General features: G+C 67.9%; 17 protein-coding genes. 9 read left to right on the top strand and 8 right to left on the bottom strand.

What is annotated here, in order from left to right; translation table 11 throughout:
- The first annotated feature begins 3 nt into the window (after positions 1–3).
- The 4 genes from ugpC to AB0N89_RS10450 all read left to right on the top strand — a co-directional run bounded on the left by ugpC (position 4) and on the right by AB0N89_RS10450 (position 7,183).
- Positions 4–1,071 (top strand): sn-glycerol-3-phosphate ABC transporter ATP-binding protein UgpC, encoded by a 1,068-nt coding sequence (gene ugpC / locus AB0N89_RS10465; protein ID WP_191259050.1) that lies wholly within the window; start codon positions 4–6, stop codon positions 1,069–1,071.
- The gene (locus AB0N89_RS10460; RefSeq protein ID WP_364202742.1) at positions 1,068–2,924 is read left to right on the top strand and encodes a DUF5107 domain-containing protein; all 1,857 of its coding nucleotides are present in this window, start codon (positions 1,068–1,070) and stop codon (positions 2,922–2,924) included. Before ugpC ends, AB0N89_RS10460 begins: the two co-directional genes overlap by 4 nt.
- A 126-nt stretch (positions 2,925–3,050) precedes the next feature.
- Positions 3,051–3,836 carry a DeoR/GlpR family DNA-binding transcription regulator gene (locus tag AB0N89_RS10455; RefSeq protein WP_005159412.1) on the top strand — a complete coding sequence of 262 codons (786 nt, stop codon included), beginning with the start codon at positions 3,051–3,053 and terminating at the stop codon, positions 3,834–3,836.
- Positions 3,837–4,051: 215 nt separating this feature from the next.
- Entirely contained in the window at positions 4,052–7,183 is a 3,132-nt protein-coding gene (locus AB0N89_RS10450; RefSeq protein WP_364202739.1) for a TIM-barrel domain-containing protein, read from the top strand.
- Positions 7,184–7,246: 63 nt separating this feature from the next.
- Here AB0N89_RS10450 and AB0N89_RS10445 read toward each other — a convergent pair whose 3' ends face one another.
- Positions 7,247–7,888, bottom strand: a complete 642-nt coding sequence (locus AB0N89_RS10445) for an NAD(P)H-dependent oxidoreductase (RefSeq protein WP_364202736.1) — start codon at positions 7,886–7,888, stop codon at positions 7,247–7,249.
- Between the two features lie 83 nt (positions 7,889–7,971).
- On the opposite strand from AB0N89_RS10445, the gene AB0N89_RS10440 reads away from it, so the two are divergent.
- Genes AB0N89_RS10440 through AB0N89_RS10430 form a run of 3 tightly spaced genes read left to right on the top strand, consistent with a single transcriptional unit; the run spans position 7,972 to position 9,617 of the window.
- Positions 7,972–8,451: a MarR family transcriptional regulator gene (locus tag AB0N89_RS10440; RefSeq protein WP_364202733.1), complete on the top strand. Its 480-nt coding sequence runs from the start codon at positions 7,972–7,974 to the stop codon at positions 8,449–8,451.
- Positions 8,452–8,493: 42 nt separating this feature from the next.
- A complete protein-coding gene (locus AB0N89_RS10435) occupies positions 8,494–9,087 on the top strand; it encodes an ATP-binding protein (protein WP_364202730.1) in 594 nt (197 codons plus the stop codon).
- Positions 9,084–9,617, top strand: a complete 534-nt coding sequence (locus tag AB0N89_RS10430; RefSeq protein ID WP_364202727.1) for a hypothetical protein — start codon at positions 9,084–9,086, stop codon at positions 9,615–9,617. The genes AB0N89_RS10435 and AB0N89_RS10430 overlap by 4 nt, the downstream gene beginning before the upstream one ends.
- 213 nt (positions 9,618–9,830) lie before the next feature.
- Here the strand turns inward: AB0N89_RS10430 and AB0N89_RS10425 are convergent, their stop codons facing one another.
- From AB0N89_RS10425 to AB0N89_RS10405, 5 genes are all read right to left on the bottom strand, one after another.
- Complete coding sequence (locus tag AB0N89_RS10425) at positions 9,831–10,544, bottom strand: ABC transporter ATP-binding protein (RefSeq protein WP_005159391.1); 714 nt, start codon at positions 10,542–10,544, stop codon at positions 9,831–9,833.
- Positions 10,534–11,307, bottom strand: a complete 774-nt coding sequence (locus tag AB0N89_RS10420) for an ABC transporter ATP-binding protein (RefSeq protein WP_364202724.1) — start codon at positions 11,305–11,307, stop codon at positions 10,534–10,536. Before AB0N89_RS10420 ends, AB0N89_RS10425 begins: the two co-directional genes overlap by 11 nt.
- A complete protein-coding gene (locus tag AB0N89_RS10415) occupies positions 11,304–12,443 on the bottom strand; it encodes a branched-chain amino acid ABC transporter permease (protein WP_364202721.1) in 1,140 nt (379 codons plus the stop codon). The genes AB0N89_RS10420 and AB0N89_RS10415 overlap by 4 nt, the downstream gene beginning before the upstream one ends.
- Positions 12,440–13,411: a branched-chain amino acid ABC transporter permease gene (locus AB0N89_RS10410; RefSeq protein ID WP_364202718.1), complete on the bottom strand. Its 972-nt coding sequence runs from the start codon at positions 13,409–13,411 to the stop codon at positions 12,440–12,442. Before AB0N89_RS10410 ends, AB0N89_RS10415 begins: the two co-directional genes overlap by 4 nt.
- A 112-nt stretch (positions 13,412–13,523) precedes the next feature.
- Positions 13,524–14,678, bottom strand: a complete 1,155-nt coding sequence (locus AB0N89_RS10405; protein WP_364202715.1) for a branched-chain amino acid ABC transporter substrate-binding protein — start codon at positions 14,676–14,678, stop codon at positions 13,524–13,526.
- A 469-nt stretch (positions 14,679–15,147) separates the two neighbouring features.
- Here AB0N89_RS10405 and AB0N89_RS10400 point away from each other — a divergent pair, with 469 nt between their 5' ends.
- Positions 15,148–15,969 carry an alpha/beta hydrolase gene (locus AB0N89_RS10400; RefSeq protein WP_364202712.1) on the top strand — a complete coding sequence of 274 codons (822 nt, stop codon included), beginning with the start codon at positions 15,148–15,150 and terminating at the stop codon, positions 15,967–15,969.
- Here AB0N89_RS10400 and AB0N89_RS10395 read toward each other — a convergent pair.
- A complete protein-coding gene (locus AB0N89_RS10395; RefSeq protein WP_364202709.1) occupies positions 15,935–16,903 on the bottom strand; it encodes a LysR family transcriptional regulator in 969 nt (322 codons plus the stop codon). The genes AB0N89_RS10400 and AB0N89_RS10395 overlap by 35 nt on opposite strands.
- 82 nt (positions 16,904–16,985) lie before the next feature.
- Entirely contained in the window at positions 16,986–17,414 is a 429-nt protein-coding gene (locus AB0N89_RS10390) for a hotdog fold thioesterase (RefSeq protein WP_364202706.1), read from the bottom strand.
- A 62-nt stretch (positions 17,415–17,476) separates the two neighbouring features.
- On the opposite strand from AB0N89_RS10390, the gene polA reads away from it, so the two are divergent.
- Positions 17,477–20,221 (top strand): DNA polymerase I, encoded by a 2,745-nt coding sequence (polA, locus tag AB0N89_RS10385; RefSeq protein ID WP_364202703.1) that lies wholly within the window; start codon positions 17,477–17,479, stop codon positions 20,219–20,221.
- Positions 20,222–20,371 lie beyond the last annotated feature (150 nt).

Raw genomic sequence — 20,371 nt, 5'->3', positions numbered from 1 at the left:
CTGATGGCCACCGTGACCTTCTCCGACACCACCCGGTTCTACGCCGGGGTGGAACGCCCGGCCGTGGACGGCCTCGACCTCGAAGTCGCCGACGGCGAGTTCCTGGTGCTGGTCGGCCCGTCCGGCTGCGGGAAGTCGACCACGCTGCGGATGCTGGCCGGGCTGGAAGGCGTCGACGACGGCTCCATCCACATCGGCGACCGCGACGTCACCGAGCTGCCGCCGAAGGACCGGGACATCGCGATGGTGTTCCAGAACTACGCGCTCTACCCGCATATGACGGTGGGGGAGAACATCGGCTTCCACCTGAAGCTGGCGAAGATGCCCAAGGCCGAACGCGAACGCAAGGTGGCGGAGGCCGCGGCCGTGCTCGACCTGACCGAGTACCTGGACCGCAAGCCCGCGAAGCTGTCCGGCGGTCAGCGGCAGCGCGTCGCGATGGGGCGGGCGATCGTGCGCGAGCCCAGCGTGTTCCTGATGGACGAGCCACTGTCCAATCTGGACGCCAAACTCCGCGTGCAGACCCGGACGCAGATCGCTTCCCTGCAACGGCGGCTGGGCATCACCACGCTCTACGTCACGCACGACCAGGTCGAGGCGATGACGATGGGGGACCGGGTCGCCGTGCTGAAGGACGGGATCCTGCAGCAGTGCGACACCCCCGTCGGCCTGTTCGCCAAGCCGGTCAACGTGTTCGTCGCCGGGTTCATCGGCTCGCCCGCGATGAACCTGCTGGAGACCACTGTGGACAGTGACGGCGCTGTCGCCGGTGGCACGCGGCTGCCGCTGACCCCGGCGCAGCGTTCGGCGCTGACCGGTCCCGGCATCGTCGTCGGCGTCCGGCCCGAAGGCTGGACGATCGGGGACGGCGGATTCGAAGCCGTCGTCGAGGTCGTCGAGGAACTCGGCAGCGACCAGTACCTCTACTGCCGGGACGGCGACCGCGTGCTGACGGTCCGCACGCCGGGGATGGCCCCGTGGCAGCGCGGCGAGCCGATCTCCCTGACGCCGCAACCGGGCGCGGTGCACCTGTTCGACGCGGCGACCGGCGATCGGCTCCCGGACGCATGACCCGCCTGTACCGCACCGGGCTGGTGCTCCCGGCCGCCGAGCTGGGCCCGGAGAACCCGCTGCCGCCGCTCCGGAAACCCGAAGCGGTGGCGAAAGTGTCCAATGTGGACGAACTGCCGCCGGATCTGGCGGAGAACGTCGGGTACGGCCGCCTGGACACCACGCTGCCCTGCCTGCTGCAGGACGGCTACACCCGGGAGCGCACGGAACGCGAGCTCCCGGCGATGGTTCTGGAGAACGACAACCTCCGCGCCACGGTGCTGCCGTCGTTGGGCGGGCGGTTGTATTCACTGGTCCACAAGCCGACCGGCCGCGAGCTGCTCTACCGCAACCCGGTGTTCCAGCCCGCGAACCTCGCCCTGCGGGACGCCTGGTTCGCCGGCGGCGTCGAGTGGAACCTCGGGAGCACCGGTCACACGACGCTGACCTGCGAACCGATGTTCGCCGCGGAGATCGAGGGCCCGGACGGGACCCCGGTGCTGCGGCTGTGGGAATGGGAACGCACCCGCGATCTGCCGTACCAGGTCGATTTCTGGCTGCCCGAAGGGTCGGAGCACCTGCTCGTGGCGGTGCGGGTGCGGAACCCGCATCCCTACGACGTCCCGGTGTACTGGTGGTCGAACATCGCGGTGCCGCAGAACGAAGGCACCCGGGTGCTGGCGCCCGCCACCCAGGCCTGGCACTACGGCTATTCGGGACGCCTCGACCTGGTCGACGTCCCCGGCGAGCTGACGTATCCGGCTCGCGCCGAGGCCGCGGCGGACTACTTCTTCGAGGTGGCCGGAAAGCCGTGGGTCGCGGCCGTCGAAAGCGACGGGACGGGACTCGCGCAGCTGTCCACCGCCCGGTTGCGCGGGCGGAAACTGTTCCTGTGGGGCGAGTCCGCGGGTGGGCGTCGCTGGCAGGAGTGGCTGGCGCCCGGAGCGGACGGCTACCTGGAGATCCAGGCCGGTCTGGCCCGCACGCAGCTGGAACATCTGCGGCTGCCGCCAGGGGAGAGCTGGGACTGGCTGGAGGCTTACGGCCCGGTCACCGCGGATCCCGTGGCGGTGCACGGGGACGACTGGACGGCGGCGTGCGAGGCCGTCGCCGCCGGTCTGCCTTCGGCCGAGACCCTGGACGAGTACCACGACGCTTGGCGCAAGATCGCCGACGTCACCCCGGAATCCTTCCTGGCCACCGGCTCCGGCTGGGGAGCGCTGGAGAACCGGCGGGCACCGATGTGCCTGCCCGGCACACCGTTCCCGGACGATTCGCTCGGCCCGGACCAGGAGCCGTGGCTCGCGTTGCTCGACGGGACGCCGCCGGACGGCGATCCGCTCGCCGTGCCGCCGCCGACACTGGTGAACCGGTACTGGGCGGATCTCCTGGAGTACGCCCCGAAGAACTGGCTGACCTGGTACCACCGCGGCGTCGCGCACTGGGCGTCCGGACGGCAGTCGGACGCGGTCCGTGCCTGGCGCGAGTCCGTTTCGGCGGACGAGAATCCTTGGGCACTGCGGAATCTCGCGGTCGCCACGTCCGGGCACGAGGCCGCATGGCTGTACCGTCGAGCGGTCGCGCTCGCGCCGTCGTTGCGGCCTTTGGTGGTCGAGGCGATCGCGGCACAACTCGCCGCGGGGCTTCCGGACGAGGCGAGCGCACTGCTGGACGGGCTGCCCGTGGAAGGGCGGCTCGCCTTGCTGACCGCCCGCACCCGGCTCGCCCGAGGCGATCTCGCCGGGGCCAAGGCCGTGTACGACACCGGTTTCGAGGTCGCGAACATCAGGGAAGGGGAAACGTCTTTGTCGGACACCTGGGCCGCGGTTTCGGACGAACCACTGCCCGGGCACCACGACTTCCGAATGAAGTGACCGGCTGGGCCACTCGACCGGCGTGCCGCTCGCGGCGGACAACCGCGATGCAGCATACTGCTCGAAACAGTGGCCAACAGCGCAACGCCATGCGCGATAGGCCGCAGCGAGCTAGGAGTGGCGCGGATGGCCCGGCACGAACGGCTGAGCACCCTGCTGGACCTGCTGGGGCAGCGGGAGAAAATCGACGTCGAGGACGTGGCCGAGGAGTTGAACGTCTCCGCGGCCACGATCCGGCGCGACCTCGATCATCTGGCGGAGCAGCAGTTGCTGACCCGCACCCGGGGCGGCGCGGTGGCCAACGACCTCGCCTACGACCTGCCGTTGCGGTACAAGACCGCCCGGCACGTCCCCGAGAAGCAACGGATCAGTGTCGCCGCGGCGTCGCTCGTGGCCCAGGGCATGGTGGTCGGCCTCAACGGCGGGACCACCACGGCCGGGGTCGCGCGATCCCTGGCCACCCGGTCGGATCTGGCCGGACGCGGTGATTCGCCGGGGCTGACGGTGGTCACCAACGCGCTGAACATCGCGCACGAACTCGCGGTGCGGCCGCATGTGAAGATCGTGGTCACCGGCGGCGTCGCGCGCCCGCAGTCGTTCGAGCTCAGCGGCCCGCTGGCCACGCGCGTGCTCAGCGAACTGACGATCGACCTGCTGTTCCTCGGTGTGGACGCGTTCGACGCCGAGGCCGGGGCCTTCGCCCACCACGAGGGCGAAGCGAGTATCAACCGGCTGATGGTCGAGCGCGCGGAACGCGTCGTCGCCGTCGCCGACGGTTCGAAACTGGGACGGCGCGCGTTCGCGCGGATCTGCGCGACGCCGCAGGTGCACGCCCTGGTCACGGACTCCAATGCCGATCCGAAGGCGTTGCGGGCCTTCGAAGCCGCGGGGGTCGAGGTCCAGGCGGTCTGACCGCTCCGCTCCCTAGTGTCATGAAAGGGTCGTTCAGGACAAAAAACGTCCTGAACGACCCTTTCATGACATCCGGGGCACGGACACTCCTTGCCCTATAAGGATCTTCGTCCGACCCGACGAAAGTCGGCAGCACCGCTTCGGCGGATGACTTTGCGCGAACCGTGCGCTATACAGAGACCCTATTGCGTATTCATGCGCGAAAGGTGTCTCGAATGAGCAGAGTTGCGCAATCCCTGAGTAGTTTGGCCGCAGTGGCCCTGCTCGGGCTTTCCCCGGTCGCCGCCCACGCCGATCCGGCTGCGGCCGCGGCGGGCAAACTGGGCGATCTGACCGGGATCTCCGCCGACGGCCCCACGGTCACCCTGAATTCGGGGAGCGACGCGGTCCGTGTCAGCTTCCCGGCCGAAGGCGCCGTCCGGGTCTGGCTCGGGCCGGACGGCAAGTTCACCGATCCGGCCGGGAGCAAGATCGTGCTGCCGCGCACCGGCGAGGTCACGCCGAAGAAGACCGACAAGGGGGATTACTGGGCGGTTTCCACGGCCAAGGCGACGCTGCGGGCGTACAAGCACCCGATGCGGCTCGCGCTGTACGACGGCGCGGATCGCAAGCGGCTCTGGGAGGAATCGGCGCCGCTGTCCTGGACCGACAAGCAGACCACGCAGACCCTGGCGCGGACGGCGACCGAGCAGTTCGTCGGCGGTGGTGAGCAGAACGGCCGGTTCAGCCACCGCGACCAGACCATCCGGATCTTCGCGGACTACAACTGGAACGACGGCGGGGCCCCGAATTCGCAGCCGTTCTACGCCTCCACGGCGGGATACGGCGTGCTGCGCAACACCTTCGCGCAGGGCACCTACGCCTTCACCGAGCCGGTGCGCACCACTCACGACGAGCGCCGCTTCGACGCGACGTACGTCGTCGGCGACGGGCTCAAGGACGTCATCACCGGCTACACCGACCTGGTCGGAAAGCCTTTCCTGCCGCCGCTCTACGGTCTCGAACACGGTGACGCCGACTGCTATCTGCACAACGCCAACCGCGGGGAGCGGCACACGCTGGACGCGGTGAAGGTCGCGGAGGGCTACACCGAACACGGGATGCCCAACGGCTGGATGCTCGTCAACGACGGCTACGGCTGTGGCTACGAAAACCTCCAGCAGACCGGCGAAGGCCTCCGCAAGAACAACATGCAACTCGGGCTCTGGACCGAGAACGGCGTGCCGAACCAGGTCGAAGAGGTCAAGGCCGGGGTCCGGGTCCGCAAACTCGACGTCGCCTGGGTCGGCCCGGGTTACCAGTTCGCGCTGGACGCGTGCGACACCGCGCACAAGGGCATCGAGGACAACAGCGACGCCCGCGGGTTCGTCTGGACGCCGGTCAGCTGGGCGGGCGCGCAGCGCTGCGGCGTGCTGTGGAGCGGCGACCAGGCCGGTTCCTACGACTACATCAAGTGGCAGATCCCGACCTACGCCGGCGCGACGACGTCCGGGATCGCGTACAACACCGGCGACATCGACGGCATCTTCGGTGGCAGCCCGCAGACCTACGTCCGCGACCTGCAGTGGAAGGCGTTCCTGCCGGTCTCGATGACGATGGACGGCTGGGCCGCGTCGGACAAGCAGCCGTGGAAGTACGGCGAGCCGTTCACCTCGATCAACCGCAAGTATCTGCTGCTCAAGGAGCGGCTGCTGCCCTACACGTACAGCCATTCGGTGGAAGCGCACAAAACCGGCGTCGGCCAGGTCCGTCCGCTGGCGCTCGAATACCCCGGCGACCCGAACGTCTGGGGCGAGAAGGCGAAGTACGAGTTCCTGTCCGGCAAGGACTTCCTGGTCGCACCGGTGTACGAGAACTCGACCGTCCGCAACGGCATCTACCTGCCGAAGGGCACCTGGGTCGACTACTGGAGCGGCAAGACCTACACCGGACCGACCACTGTGGACGGTTACGACGCGCCGCTCGACACGCTGCCGCTGTTCGTCCGCGCCGGAGCCGTGGTGCCGATGTGGGCCGAGGGCACGAAGTCGTGGCAGACGCGAGACAAGGGCGTGCTCGACCTCGACGTCTACCCGCAGGGCAAGGGCTCGTTCACGCTCACCGAAGACGACGGCGTGACCAGGTCGTACAAGAACGGTGACCAGTCGAAGCAGACCTTCACCGTCGACGCGCCGACGTCCGGGCTGGGCACGGTGACGGTCGGGATCGGGGCGAGTTCCGGTTCCTACGCCGGAAAGCCCGCGTCGCGGAACTACCAGCTGACCGTCCACACGGGAAGCAAGCCCGCGACCGTGCTGGCCGGGAACTCGGTCCTGCGGCAGTACGGCAGCAAGGCCGAACTGGACGCGGCTCAGTCGGGCTGGTGGTTCGATCCGGCCACGGGCGGGGTCGCGCGGGTCAAGACCGGCAAGGTCGGTGCCGCCGACCGCCAGGACGTCCGGCTGTTCGGCACGAGCGCGGTCGGCGGGATCTTCCCCGAGGACCGCAACGGGTCGGTCACGCTGTCCGTGCCGGCGGTCGCCGGTCCCGGGCAGACCGCGACGGGCACGCTGAGCTTCACCAACGGCACGCCGCTGCCGGTCCGTGACGTCAGGTTCTCTTTGCCCGCCAACGGCTTCCGCGTCGAGGTGCCCGCCGGGCCGCGACTGGTGATGCCCGGCAAGACCGTCCAGGTCCCGGTGAAGGTGACTCCTGACGCGGGGATCAAGCCGGACGACTACCAGCTCACCGCGTCGGCGTCGTACCAGGCGCGGCTCGGGGAGAACCGGGTCACCGACTCGGTGACGGTCACCGTCCCGCACGGTTCGCTGGCCGCGGCGTACGGCAACGTCGGTGTCACCGACGCGGCCCACGTCGTGGTGGGGGACATCGACGGCGGCGGCAGCAGTCTCCGGGCCGAAGGACTCGCCGAAGCCGGTCTCAAACCCGGTGCGGGCTTCACCGCCCTCGGCGCTCAGCTGACCTGGCCGGAGACCGGCGCCGGGCAGAAGGACAACGTCCTCGCGTCCGGGCAGACCATCGCGGTGCGGGGGATGGGCGCGAAGCTGGTGCTGACGGGAACCGGCACGGGTACGGCGAAGGGCACTGTCGTCGTCCGCTACGCCGACGGCACCACGAGCCAGGCCGAACTCGGCTTCCCCAACTGGTGCTGCGCCGATCCCGCCCAGTACGGCGCGACGACGGTGGCGACCGTGATGGGCAAGAACACCCGCGCCGGGGCGGCCTACCCGACCACGCCGTACCGGGTGTTCGCGAACTCCGTCCCGCTGACCGCGGGGAAGGAGGTCGTCGCTGTGACGCTTCCGTCCAACACCGCGATGCACGTTTTCGCGGCGGGAATCGGCTGAGTCAGTAGTCCGTGAAGGCCTCCTTGAGGGACCCAGGGTCCCTCAAGGAGGCCTTCACGGACTTCAAGCCGCGACGGGCGTCCACAGAGCGTCGATGGCGCGCTCGGCCTCGGCCTGGCTCGCCTCGGCAAGGGGGATCAGGTCCGCCATCGCCGGGTTGACCTTCGCCATGGTCAGCTCGGCGGTGACGAACCGCGGTTCGAGCCCGGTCAGCGAGACGCCGTGGGGGATCCAGGACTGCGCGTGGTCCCAGCCTTCGCGGGGCGTGCCTTCGCCGTAACCGCCGCCGCGCGAGGCCAGGACGATGAAGTCGCGTCCGCCCAGCAGACCCTGGTTGGTCTCGGGGTCGATCGACAGCCCGGGCGCGATCAGGTGGTCGACCCAGGACTTGACCGTGCTCGGCGGGCCGAAGTTGTACAGCGGCAGGCCCAGCAGAACCGTGTCGGCCGCCTTGACCTCGTCGATCAGCTCCTTGATGAGCCGCCAGCCCCTGGCCTGCTCCGGGGTGTGCTGCTCCGGCGGAACGGCCCGGGAGAAGTGGGTCGCCGCGTCCAGATGCGGCAGCGGGTCGGCGCCAAGGTCGCGGTAGGTGACGGTGCCTTCCGGATGCGCGGCGCGCCAGGCCGCGGCCGCCCGCGCGGTGAGATGGCGGCTGATCGAGTGCTCGCCCGTGATGCTCGAGTCGATGTGCAGCAGATGCGTCATACCCATCATCTTGCACAGATAGTTTGTGTAACACAAACCATTGATGCTGTGGTGGTCATCATCTGGGAACGTACACTTGACGTGTGTCCGAACTCCCGGTCGTGAACCAGCCCCCGCACCGCTGCGGCGCGCTGCTCGACCACGTCACCCGCCGGATCCGGCTGCGCAGCGAGACCGTCCTGACCCCGCTCGGCCTGCGCCCCCGGCATCTCGTCGCGCTCACCGTGCTGCGCGACCTCGGCGGCTGCTCGCAGCAGGACCTCGCGAAGACGCTGGAGATGGACAGCACGAACGTCGTGGGGCTCCTCAACGACCTCGAATCCGCGAACCTGATCGAACGCAAACGGTCGCCGCAGGACCGGCGGCGGCACATCGTCGAACTCACCGACGTCGGCGCCAAGCAGCTCGCCAAAGCCGAGTTCGCCCTCGCCGAGGTCGAGGACCAGGTCCTCGGCGGACTCGACGACGAGCAGCGCGAAACGCTGTACAACCTGCTGTACCAGGCGGCCGGTCACGCCGAGGCCGGTGCTTGCGTCGAAGCCGTCCACGACGACAACTGCTGAACTTTCCCCGCACGAAGGCCCGTCGCCAGGCAGAATCGACGGGTGAGTGACGCAGGCGCCCGATGGCGCAACACCACGCACGACTGGGCCGGCTCGGTGGACCGCGACCACCTGGCGGAGATCCGTCGGAACGCGGCCGGGTTCGCCCCCGGCGGGGCGGCGCATCTCGTCCTCGAAGTGCTCGCTTACGCGGCGGAGGAAGCGGAAAGCACCGGCGGCGGGAACGCCGTCGTCACGGTTCACCTCGATGGTTCGGTCTCCGTGGCGGACGACGGGCGGGGCACCGACACCCGCGCCGACGGGCACGGCGGCTTCGTGAAGAAACCGGTCATGTCGACCAAGGATCTGCGTTTCTTCGATTTCCCCGGCGCGCAAACGCTGCCGGACGGCCATCCGCGCCGGGGCGTGTCGGTCGTGGCGGCGTTGAGCGATTGGCTCGTGCACACCAACCGGCGGCGCAACGGTTCCTGGACTCAGCGCTACGAGCGCGGCGTCCCGGTCACCGATCTGACGCCGATCGCGGACGACGGCACGACCGGCACGACGGTGCGTTTCCTGCCCGGTGAGGAAGTCGGCCCGGTACGGCTGCCGGAGGTCGGCGTGTGGCAGTACCTGAGCGTGGAGGTCGTTCGATGAGAAGACGCCTCGCGGTGACAGCCATCGCGGTCCTCTCGCTCGCCGGGTGCTCCGCCGAGCAGGCGCAGCCGCCCGCCAAACCCGTGTACGACCTGCCTGCACGGGAGGTCCGGCCGGACGAGACCGCGCTGCATCTGCCGACGGCGCTCAACGGCGAGACCGAGTTCTCCGTCATCGGACTGGCCGCCGGACTGCCCAGCCTCACCGGCAGTCACACCGAGTTCGAGGCGAAGGGGCAGTTCGTTCGCCTGCGGCTGGTGGTGACCGGAAAGGGGCTGTCCGGAATCATCTTCGACACCCGTCGCCAGGAATTGATCACCGACTCCGGCGCCGTGATCGCCGTCGACAACCAGGCGATGACGATCAAGCGGCAGCCGGACAAGTTCGAGCTCGGCCGGGGAGTGCGGGTCGAGTTCGATCTCTACTTCGATCTGCCCAAGGGGGCGAAACCCTTGGTGCTGCGGGCTTTCGGCGGCCCGACGCTGACCGACATGAAGAACCTCACCGGCACCGACATCAGCCTGGGCTGAGTTGCGCCTTGAGGGGGCCCAAGTGGTGTGTTGCGAAAGTGGCTTTCGCAACGTCGCCGAGCCACCAGGCCGCGCCGGGCCGAGGGGGATGTTCGGGTACGAGGGGCGATCACGCGTGATCGCCGTTCAATCACGTGAGTTCGCCGTCTGATCACGTGAGTCACGGGAAAGGGCCCCGCCGCGAAACGCGACGGGGCCCTTTCACCGAAGGCGTCAGACGCCCAGGTCGCCACCGAGGTAGGCGGCCCGCACCTGCGGGTCGTCCAGCAGCTCGGCACCGCGGGCGCTCTTGACCACTTCACCGGTCTCCAGCACATACGCGCGGTCGGAGAGCTTCAGCGCCTGCTGCGCGTTCTGCTCCACCAGCAGGACCGTGGTCCCGCGCTTGTTGATCTCGCGGATGATGTCGAAGATCTGCGCGATCAGCATCGGCGCCAGGCCCATGGACGGCTCGTCGAGCAGCAGCACCTTGGGCTTGGTCATCAGCGCGCGGCCGATGGCGATCATCTGCTGCTCGCCACCGGACATCGTGCCGCCGAACTGGGTCTTGCGTTCGTTCAGCCGCGGGAACAGCTCGTAGACCTCGTCGAGGTCGGCCTTCAGGTCGTCCTTGCGGGTGTACGCACCCATCAGGAGGTTTTCCTGCACCGTCATACCGGGGAACACGCCCCGGCCTTCCGGCGACTGGCCGATCCCGAGCTCGACCCGCTTGTGCCCGGGCGTCTTCGAGATGTCCTTGCCGTCGAAGAGGATCCGGCCGCTGGTCAGCGGACGCAGGCCCGAGATCGTCTTCAACGTCGTGGTCTTGCCGGCGCCGTTGGCCCCGATGAGCGAAACGATCTCGCCCTCGTCGACCTCGATGGTCATTCCCTTGAGTGCGGCGATCTTCCCGTAGTGGACGTTGATGTCCTGAACCTCAAGAAGCATCTTCCGCCACCCCCAGGTAAGCCTCGATCACCTTCTGGTTGTTCTGCACCTCTTGGGGGAGCCCTTCTGCGATCTTCTGGCCGAAGTCGAGCACGGCCAGCCGGTCGGCGATCTGCATGACCAAGCCCATGTCGTGCTCGATGAGCAGCACGGTCCGGCCGTCGTCCCGGATCTTGCGGATCAGCTGCTGCAGCGAGTTCTTCTCCGCCGGGTTCATCCCGGCGGCGGGCTCGTCGAGCAGCAGCAGCTTCGGGTCGGTCGCGAGCGCACGCGCGATCTCCAGCCGGCGCTGGTCGCCGTAGGAGAGGTTCTTCGCGGTGTTGTGCTCGACCCGTCCGATGCCGACGAAGTCCAGCAGCTCCCTCGCCAGCTCGCGGCCCCGCTTCTCCTCCTTGCGGTGCACGGGCAGACCCAGCGTCGCCGAGATCGCGCCGGTCTTGTGGTGCGAGTCGGCACCGACCATCACGTTCTCGAGCGCCGACATGTTGTGGAACAGCCGGATGTTCTGGAACGTGCGGGCGATCCCGGTCTGGTTGATCTTGAACCGCTTCATCCCGCTGACCTTGGTGCCGCCGAACCGCACCTGGCCTTCGGTCGGCTGGTAGACACCGGTGATCACGTTGAACACCGTGGTCTTGCCCGCGCCGTTCGGGCCGATCAGGGCGAAGATCTCACCCTGGTCGATGGTGAGATTGACGTCCTTCAAAGCCGTGACACCGCCGAAGCGCATGGTCACGTTGTCGAATTCGAGCAGTGCGGTCACTTCGTCACCTCCGCCGAAGCCTCGGAATCCGGACCCGCGACCTCGGCGCCCATCGCACCCATTCCGCCTGTTCCTTCACGTAGTTCGGCCTTGCGCTGCCTCGACGGCAGCAGGCCCTCCGGCCGCAGCGCCATCATCAGCACGAGCACGCCACCGAAGATCAGGATGCGGTACTCGGACAGGAAGCGGAACCGCTCCGGGAGCCAGGCGACCAGGAAGGCGCCGAGGATGACGCCGGGCAGGTTCCCCGCGCCACCGAGCACGACGGCCGCGAGAATGGTCGCCGAGAGGATGAACGGGAAGTTGTTCGGTTCGATGAAGACGGCCTTGCTGGCGTAGACCACACCGGCCATGCCGCCGATCATCGCGCCGATGGCGAACGCCAGCAGCTTGAACTTGAACGTCGGGACGCCCATCAGTTCGGCGGCGTCCTCGTCCTCGCGGATCGCCGCCCACGCCCGGCCGACCCGGCTTCGGTGCAGCCGCACCGAGAACACGATCGCGATCGTGATCGCCGCGAGGATCAGGTAGTAGTACGGCGCCGGGTCGAGCAGGAACTCGGTCCCGAACATCGGCTCCGGGTGCGGGACGTTGGTGATGCCGCGGGCGCCACCGATGGCGTCGGTGTTCGTCGCGGTGATCCGGACGATCTCACCGAAGCCGAGTGTCACGATGGCCAGATAGTCACCGCGCAGCCGGAGTGTCGGAGCACCGAGGATCACCCCGGACATCGCCGCCAGGAAGATGCCGAGCACGAGGCATCCCCAGAAACTCCAGCCGTAGTTGGTGCCCATCACGGCGAGCGTGTACGCGCCGATCGCGAAGAACGCGACGAAACCGAGGTCGAGCATGCCCGCGTGACCGACGACGATGTTGAGACCGATCGCCAGCAGGATGTAGGTCCCGACCGGGAAGATCAGGACGGTCGTCCAGTCCGATTCCGGGGACATGAACGACCCGATCGCGGGTGCGGGCAGGATCAGCGCGCCCACGATCAGGGCGAGGTAAACGCCATAACGCTGCCAATGCGGAGCGTCGGCCCACCAATCCCGCATACCGTCGATGGGGTGGAACCCGGCGCGCGCGGGCTTTCCGTTCTCCGAGGACTCTTCAGCCACTTCTTCGTTGCCCTTCATGCGCGTGCCCTCTGCAGCGATTCACCGAGGATGCCGGTGGGACGGAACATCAGGACCAGCACCAGTACCACGAAGGCGGTGACGTCCTTCCATTGCGAACCGAAGAAGATGGAACTCCAGTTCTCCACCAGGCCGAGCACGATGCCACCGAGCAAGGCGCCCCGCAGGTTTCCGATACCTCCCAGCACGGCCGCGGTGAACGCCTTGATGCCGAGGAGGAAGCCGATGCGGTAATCGGTGTTCTCGTATTCCATGACGTACAGCGCCGCGGCGACGCCTGCCATCGCGCCACCGAGCAGGAAGGTGAGGCGCACGATCTTGTCGATGCTGACGCCCATCAGCACGGCGGCTTCGGGATCCTGTGCCGTGGCACGGATACCGCGGCCGATGCGGGTGCGGCTGACCAGCTGGTCGAGGGCGATCATCATGATCACGGCGCCGACGACGACGAACACGTGGTCCGTGCGGACCACGCCGTTGCCGATGCGGAACAGCTCCTCGTGCGGGATGAACCGCGGCGCGTTCTGTTGCACACGGCCGGATTTCCCGGTGATCCATTCGATGATCTCGAGGCCGAACAGCTCCTGCAGGAACAGCGAGGCGCCGATGGCGGAGATCAGGGCGGCGAGCCGGGTCGCGCCCTTCTTGCGGAGCGGCCGGTACGCGACTTGCTCCAGCAGGACCGCCGCGCCACCGGAAACGGCGGCCGAAGCGATGATGATCAGCAGCAGCACGGCGATCATCCCGAACACGCCGAGCGTGATCGGGGCGGTGCCGCCCGCGATGGTGATGAGGACGAAGAGGGACGTGACCGTCCCGATCATGAAGATCTCGGAATGTGCGAAGTTGATGAGCCGGAGCACGCCGTAGACCATTGTGTAGCCGAGGGCGATGAGGGCGTAGATGCTTCCGGCGACCAGTCCGCCGATGGTGCTACCGAGGAACTGGGCTTGCAGATCTTGAAGCATGACGTGGATGCCTTACGGGACGGGGCGAGGAGATTTCGCCACATTTACGGGAAGCGGGGGAGCTGTGCCCGCACAGCGCCCCCGCTTCCGTTAGGTGTTCCTACCTGCTCCGTCAGCCGTTGAGCTTGGCTTCGGTCGAGACGCCGAGGTTCTTGAGGACGCCACCGGTGACCTGGTAGACGTTGATCGCGTCCGTCGACGGTTCGCCGTTCTCCTTGAACTTGATCTGCTTCGAGACACCCTTGAAGTCGATCGTCTTGAGGGCCTCGTTGATCTTCTCGGCGGTGGTGTTGCCCGCCTTGACCGCGTTGATGATGGCGGTCGCGGCGTCGTAGCCCTCGCTCGAGTAGATCGCCGGGTCGACGTTGTACGCGGCCTTGTACTTGGTGCTGAACTCGTCGGTGGAGCCGGCGTCCGGGATGTTGCAGGGGCAGCCGACGACGGCCTTCTCGGCGGCCGCGGCACCCGCGCCGCTGACGAGCTGGGCGTCGAGCGATCCGTCGCCGGTGGCGAAGACGGCGGTCACTTGGCTGTCACGCAGCTGCTTGAGCAGACGGCCACCCTGGGCGTAGTAGCCACCGAAGAGGATGATGTCCGGGTTCGCGGCCTTGACCTTCTGCACGGTCGAGGAGTAGTCCGACGCGTCCTTGGCGAACTTGTCGCGCTCGGTCGGGACGTTCTTCTCCTTCAAGGTCTTCTCGAAGTTGTCGGCCAGGCCGACGCTGTATTCCTGGTCGTCCGAGATGACGTAGGCCTTCTTGGGCGACTTCGCCGTGATGAGGAAGTTGGCGATGGCCGGGCCCTGGCTGGCGTCACTCGCGACGACGCGGTGCCAGTACTTCCAGCCGTTCGCGGCGAGGCCCGCGTTGGTGGCCGACGGCGAGACGCTCGGGATCTTGTTCTGCTCCAGCTGACCGCCGATGGCCTTCGACTCACCGGAGAACGCCGGGCCGATCAGCGCGGTGATCTTGTCCTGGCCGACGGCGGTCGCGATCAGCGACGTCGCCTGCTCGGGCTTGCCCTGGCTGTCGTATTCCTTGAGCTCCAGCTTCGTCGCCGGGTTCGTCTTGTTGTACTCGTCGATAGCGAGCTTGGCACCGTTACGGGGCGGGATCACGATCCCGGAGTTCTCACCGGTGAGGTCACCCATGAACCCGATCTTCAGCGTGCTGCTGTCACCGCTGCCGGACGAGCTGCTGCCGCCCGCGCAGCCCGCCAGCGCCAGCGACGCAGCCGCCGCGACGGCGAAAACCCGTCCAAAACGCACTCCTGACACCGACTACCTCCCATGACCAACCAGCCGCCGGTAGGCGTTGCCCCCGACACAGGGGCTAGGTTAGGGCAGGAAGATATCCCCCTCTGCCATGATCTGGACAGACGCCCATCACTCTGTGTCCACATCGTGACGGTCGAAACCGGAACGAATTGCACGAAAAGGCGAATGTTGCCTGTTGACAAGTCTTCGCTGGTCACGCTGGGGATTCACCGCTACCACGTCGATCATGCTCGTGGGTAATGATCATGTTTCGGCCGCGTATCTTGCGCCTTTCCCCTCCGCCGTCGGCGTCCGTTCGCCGTAGCAATGCTGCCCCAAAGGGCGTCAAGCGTGCCCTCCCTTCTCTTGTGTCATGACAACCGATGGTTGTCATGACGGTCCGAACGGCTGTTGGATCCCGGCCCCGGCCTCGCGGTTAGCTGTTCCCAGAGCCGAAAAACCGAGAAGGACCTGGGAGAACATGACGATGAGCGTCGAACTGAGCGGTGCGATCGAAGGTGTGGCGGCGGGAGTCCCGTTCGTGGCGCTGCCGCCGTCGGACCGGGAGCGTCCGGCGCCGCTGGTGCTCACCTGGCACCTGCTGGGCGCGCCGTTCAGCGAGGCGGCCATGGCGGCGGCGCTGCCGATGCGGGAACTGCACGCGTGGCGGGTGCACCTCGGGTTGCCGATGACCGGGAAACGCTTCCCCGAGGGCGGTTTCGAGGGCTTCTTCCGCCTCGCGAGCGAGGACAACGTGCTCAACGTCGTCGAACCGCTCACCAGGCAGGTCGAGGCGGAATTCCCGGCGGCGGTGGCGGAGCTGCGCTCCCGCCTGTCCATTGAGGACGGTCCGATCGGGCTGGTCGGCGGTTCGCAGGGCGGCGGCGTCGCGCTGCAGATGCTGACCCACGCCGAGATCCCGGTGGCGGCGGCCGCGCTGGTGAACCCGGTGACCCGGCTGGCGCCGGTGATCGCGGCGAACGAGCGGTTCTTCGACGTCACCTACCACTGGTCGGACCGGTCCCGCGCGGTCGCGGACGAGTACGACTACGTGCGGCGGGCGGAGGAACTGACCGCGCCGGTACTGCTCGTCATCGGCGAGGAGGACGACGTTTCGATCACCGAGCCGGCCGCTGCGTTGCACAAAGCGCTGGGGGAGAGGCGATCCGAGCTCGTCACGATCCCGGGGATGGCGCACGAGTTCGCCGAGACCCCCGGCCTCGAACCCGCTCCGCAGACGGAACACGCGAAGCTGGTCGACGCCGAGCTCACCCGCTGGTTCGCCCGGCACCTAGCTGTCTGAGGTCGTCGTCCGGCAGCCAGGATCGTTCGGGATCGTAGGCGCACCAACCTTCTTCGTGGCTGGTCCGGCCCAGTAGCGCCAGCAGGCGCCGAAGGGCCGGGCCTTCGTCGCGCCGCCACACGACCGACCACGGGAACAGTGGCGACGGCTCGAAGGGGAGCACTCGCAGGTCGATGTCGGACGCGAGATCCATGTCGGCGCCGGCGAGGGTGACCCGCTGCTTCCCGTAACGGGTCTGTTCCAGTGTGTGCCTGAGGTCGTAACTGACCCCGGAGTCGTCGATCGGGACGCCGAATTCTTTGCATAGGCGTTGCAAATAAGAAAGCCATTCGACGGGGCCGCCCAATTGCGGAATCCAGATGCCTTCGTCCCGCAGATCGGACATTTTCAGGACATCGTTGCCCGCCAGAGGATGCTCCGGCGCGAGAAGGGCGACGAGCGGTTCGAGCCGGACGAGACGGTGTTCGAGTTCCGCGGGCACTTCGCGGCCCAGATCCGCGACGCGGCCGAACGCGACGTCGATCTCGCCCCGGACCAGCGGGTCGAGGGCGTTGACGAGCCCGCGTCCGGCGACGCGTTCGACGGCCAGAGCCGGGTCTCGTTGCGCGACGCGCCGCAGCATGTACAGAGGGGAGAGCCGCGGATCGATGATGTCGAGGCGGGGTGGCCGGTCCTGCAGGCCCATCGCGGCGACGGCGGCGTCCGCCGCGCGGATCAGTTCGCGCGCGTGCGGGAGGAAGCGGTCGCCGTCGGGGGTCAGCTCTACAGACCGGTTGGTGCGCCGGAACAGCTGGACCGAGAGGGCGTCCTCGAGTTTCCGGATCCGCTTCGACAGTGCTTGTTGCGTCAGGAACAAGGATTCTGCCGCGCGACCGAAATGGCCGTGGTCGGCGGTCGCGACGAACGCCCGCACCTGAGCCGTGTCGAGGTCCACGCCCGTCTCCTCCCTCCAGATGTCAGGAAAGGGTCGTTCAAGACATCTTTCGTCCTGAACGACCCTTTCATGACATCCGCGCTCACACGCCCGGCGGCCGCTCCCGCACGACGCACGTCAGCCGCGCCGTGCACGAGCGGCGCCCCTGGTCGTCGGTCAGCACGATCTCGGCGGTGACGGTCCCGCGTCCGACGTGCACCGGGGTCGCGACCCCGGTGACCCGCCCGGAGCGGACCGCCCGGTGATGGGTGCACGAGAGTTCGAGGCCCATCGTCGCCTTGTCGGTGCCGGCGTTGAGCGCGCAGACCATCGAACCGAGCGCCTCGGCGACGACGGCGTTGGCCCCGCCGTGGAGGAGGCCGTAGGGCTGGAGGTTGCCCTCGACCGGGATGCTGCCCACGACGCGTTCGGGGCCGAATTCGCTGATCTCGAGCCCGAGCTTGTCGTTGAGCTGCTGTCCGGCGTAGGCCGGGTCGATCCCGGCGAAGGATTCGAGGGCTTGTTCGGTCACGCAGAGCTCCTTAAACGACACGACAGGTAGGACTGTCAGACCCTCACCCTAGACTCGCTCCCGTGAGCCCGAGTGAGAACACGACCGTTGCCAACGCCACACCCGCCACCGCACAGGCCGAGCGGCCCAAACTGCTGCTGATCGACGGCCATTCGATGGCGTATCGCGCGTTCTTCGCGCTGCCCGCGGAGAACTTCAAGACGAAGACCGGGCAGACGACGAACGCGGTCTTCGGGTTCACCTCGATGCTCATCAACCTGCTGCGCGACGAGGCGCCCACCCACCTCGCGGTGGCGTTCGACCTCTCCCGCAAGACGTTCCGGTCGGAGACGTTCGCGGAGTACAAGGCCAACCGCAGCAGTACCCCGGACGAGTTCAAGGGGCAGGTCGGCCTGGTCGAGGACGTGCTCAAGGTCCTCGGCATCCCGGCGCTGACCAAGGAGAACTACGAAGCCGACGACATCATCGCCACGCTCACGACACAGGCGACCGCGGAAGGCTTCGACGTCCTCATCTGTACGGGTGACCGTGACGCGCTCCAGCTGGTGACCGACCAGGTCACCGTGCTGTACCCGAAGCGCGGCGTGTCGGAGATGACCCGCTTCACGCCCGAAGCGGTCGAGGAGAAGTACGGTCTCACCCCGGCGCAGTACCCGGACTTCGCCGCGCTGCGGGGCGACCCCTCGGACAACCTGCCCAGCATCCCCGGCGTCGGCGAGAAGACCGCCGCGAAGTGGATCAGGCAGTTCGGGTCCTTCAACGAGCTGATCGACCGGGTCGACGAGGTCAAGGGCAAGGTCGGCGACGCCCTGCGCGAGCACCTCGGCGCCGTGATGCTGAACCGCCAGCTCACCGAGCTGATCCGCGACGTCGAGCTGGAGCTCGGCCCGACGGGTCTCGAACTGCGTCCCTGGGACCGCGAGGCCGTCCACGCGCTGTTCGACGAGCTGGAGTTCCGCGTCCTGCGTGACCGGCTCTTCGCCACCCTGCAGAGCGCCGAGCCCGAGGCCGAGGAGGGCTTCGAGGTCAGCGGCGCGAAGCTCGCTCCGGGCGCGCTCACGGAATGGCTGTCCGCGCACACCGGCCAGGACGCCCCGGTCGGCCTGGCGTTCCGCACCACCGGCGCCTCGGTCCGCTCCGATCTGAAGGCCATCACCTTCGCGGCCGCGGACGGCGAAGGCGCGTACGTCGACGTCACCACGATGGACGCCGAGGATGACAAGGCGCTCACCACGTGGCTCGCCGACGAGAAGATCCAGAAGATCGGCCACGAGCTCAAGGTCGCGCTGCACGCGGTCCAGGCCCGGGGCTGGACGTTCGCCGGGCTCGTCATGGACACCGCGCTCGCGGCGTACCTGGTCCGCCCGGGGCAGCGCACGTTCGAGCTCGACGACCTCGCCCTGCGGTACCTGCACCGTGAGCTGCGGTCCGAGGCCGACACCGGGGACGGGCAGCTTTCGCTGCTCGACGGCGGTGGCGCCGAGGACATGGAGCAGAAGGAGATCCAGGCCGAGCTGGTCAAGGCCCGCGCCGTCGCCGAACTGGCGGGCGCGCTGACCAAGGAACTCGAAGAACTCGGCGGCGCGCAGCTGCTCGTCGAGCTGGAACTGCCGCTGCTGCAGGTGATCACCGGACTCGAAGCGGCCGGCATCGCGGTCGACATCGAGCATCTGACGGATCTGGAATCGCACTACCTCGGCCGGGTCACCCAGGCCGCGGACGAGGCGTACGCGGTCATCGGCAAGCAGGTCAACCTCGGTTCGCCGAAGCAGCTCCAGGTGATCCTGTTCGACGAGCTCGGCATGCCGAAGACCAAGCGCACCAAGACCGGCTACACCACCGACGCCGAGGCGCTGCAGAGCCTGTTCGAGAAGACCGAGCACCCGTTCCTGCAGCACCTGCTGGAGCACCGGGACGCGACCCGGCTGCGCACCACGGTCGAAGGCCTGATCAAGGCGATCGCCGACGACGGCCGCATCCACACCACGCTGCTGCAGACGATCGCCGCCACCGGACGGCTCTCATCGGTCGACCCGAACCTCCAGAACATCCCGATCCGCACCGAGGAAGGCCGCCGCATCCGCGACGCGTTCGTCGTCGGCGACGGGTACACCGAGCTGATGACGGCGGACTACAGCCAGATCGAGATGCGGATCATGGCGCACCTCTCGCAGGACGAAGGGCTGATCCAGGCCTTCAACAGCGGCGAGGACCTGCACACGTTCGTGGCGTCGCGCGCGTTCTCGCTGCCGCCGGAGGAGATCACGCCGGAACTGCGGTTCCGGGTCAAGGCGATGTCGTACGGCCTGGCGTACGGGCTTTCGGCGTACGGGCTTTCGCAGCAGCTGCGGATCTCGACCGAGGAAGCCAAGGAGCAGATGGAGGCGTACTTCTCCCGCTTCGGCGGCGTGCGCGATTACCTCCACTCGGTCGTCGGCGACGCGGCGAAGGTCGGGTACACCGAAACGATCTTCGGCCGTCGCCGGTACCTGCCGGACCTCAACAGCGACAACCGCCAGCGCCGCGAGATGGCCGAGCGGATGGCGCTCAACGCCCCGATCCAGGGCAGCGCGGCGGACATCATCAAGGTCGCCATGCTCAACGTGCACAAGGCGCTGACCGAAGCGAAGCTGAAGAGCCGCGTGCTGCTGCAGGTCCACGACGAACTCGTCCTCGAGGTCGCCGACGGTGAGCGCGAGCAGCTGGAAGCTTTGGTGCGCAAGGGAATGGGCTCGGCGTACGAGCTCGCCGTCCCGCTGGAGGTCTCGGTCGGGTACGGCCGTTCCTGGAACGACGCCGCGCACTAGGTCTCGTGAGTGGCCAGGAAGGTTCCAGCGGGCCGGTATCAGCCGGCGGCGTAGAGGGTGCCCTCACGACGGTGAAGGAATCGGGACGTCGAGTGTCCCGATTCCTGATCTTCCCCCGTCGGCCACTTATGGACACTCTCGGGTGACATC

The organism is Amycolatopsis sp. NPDC089917 (assembly GCF_040684635.1).
GTDB lineage: Bacteria > Actinomycetota > Actinomycetes > Mycobacteriales > Pseudonocardiaceae > Amycolatopsis.
The sequence above is the reverse complement of the archived record's forward strand: the minus strand, read 5'-3'. Positions and strand labels throughout refer to the sequence as shown.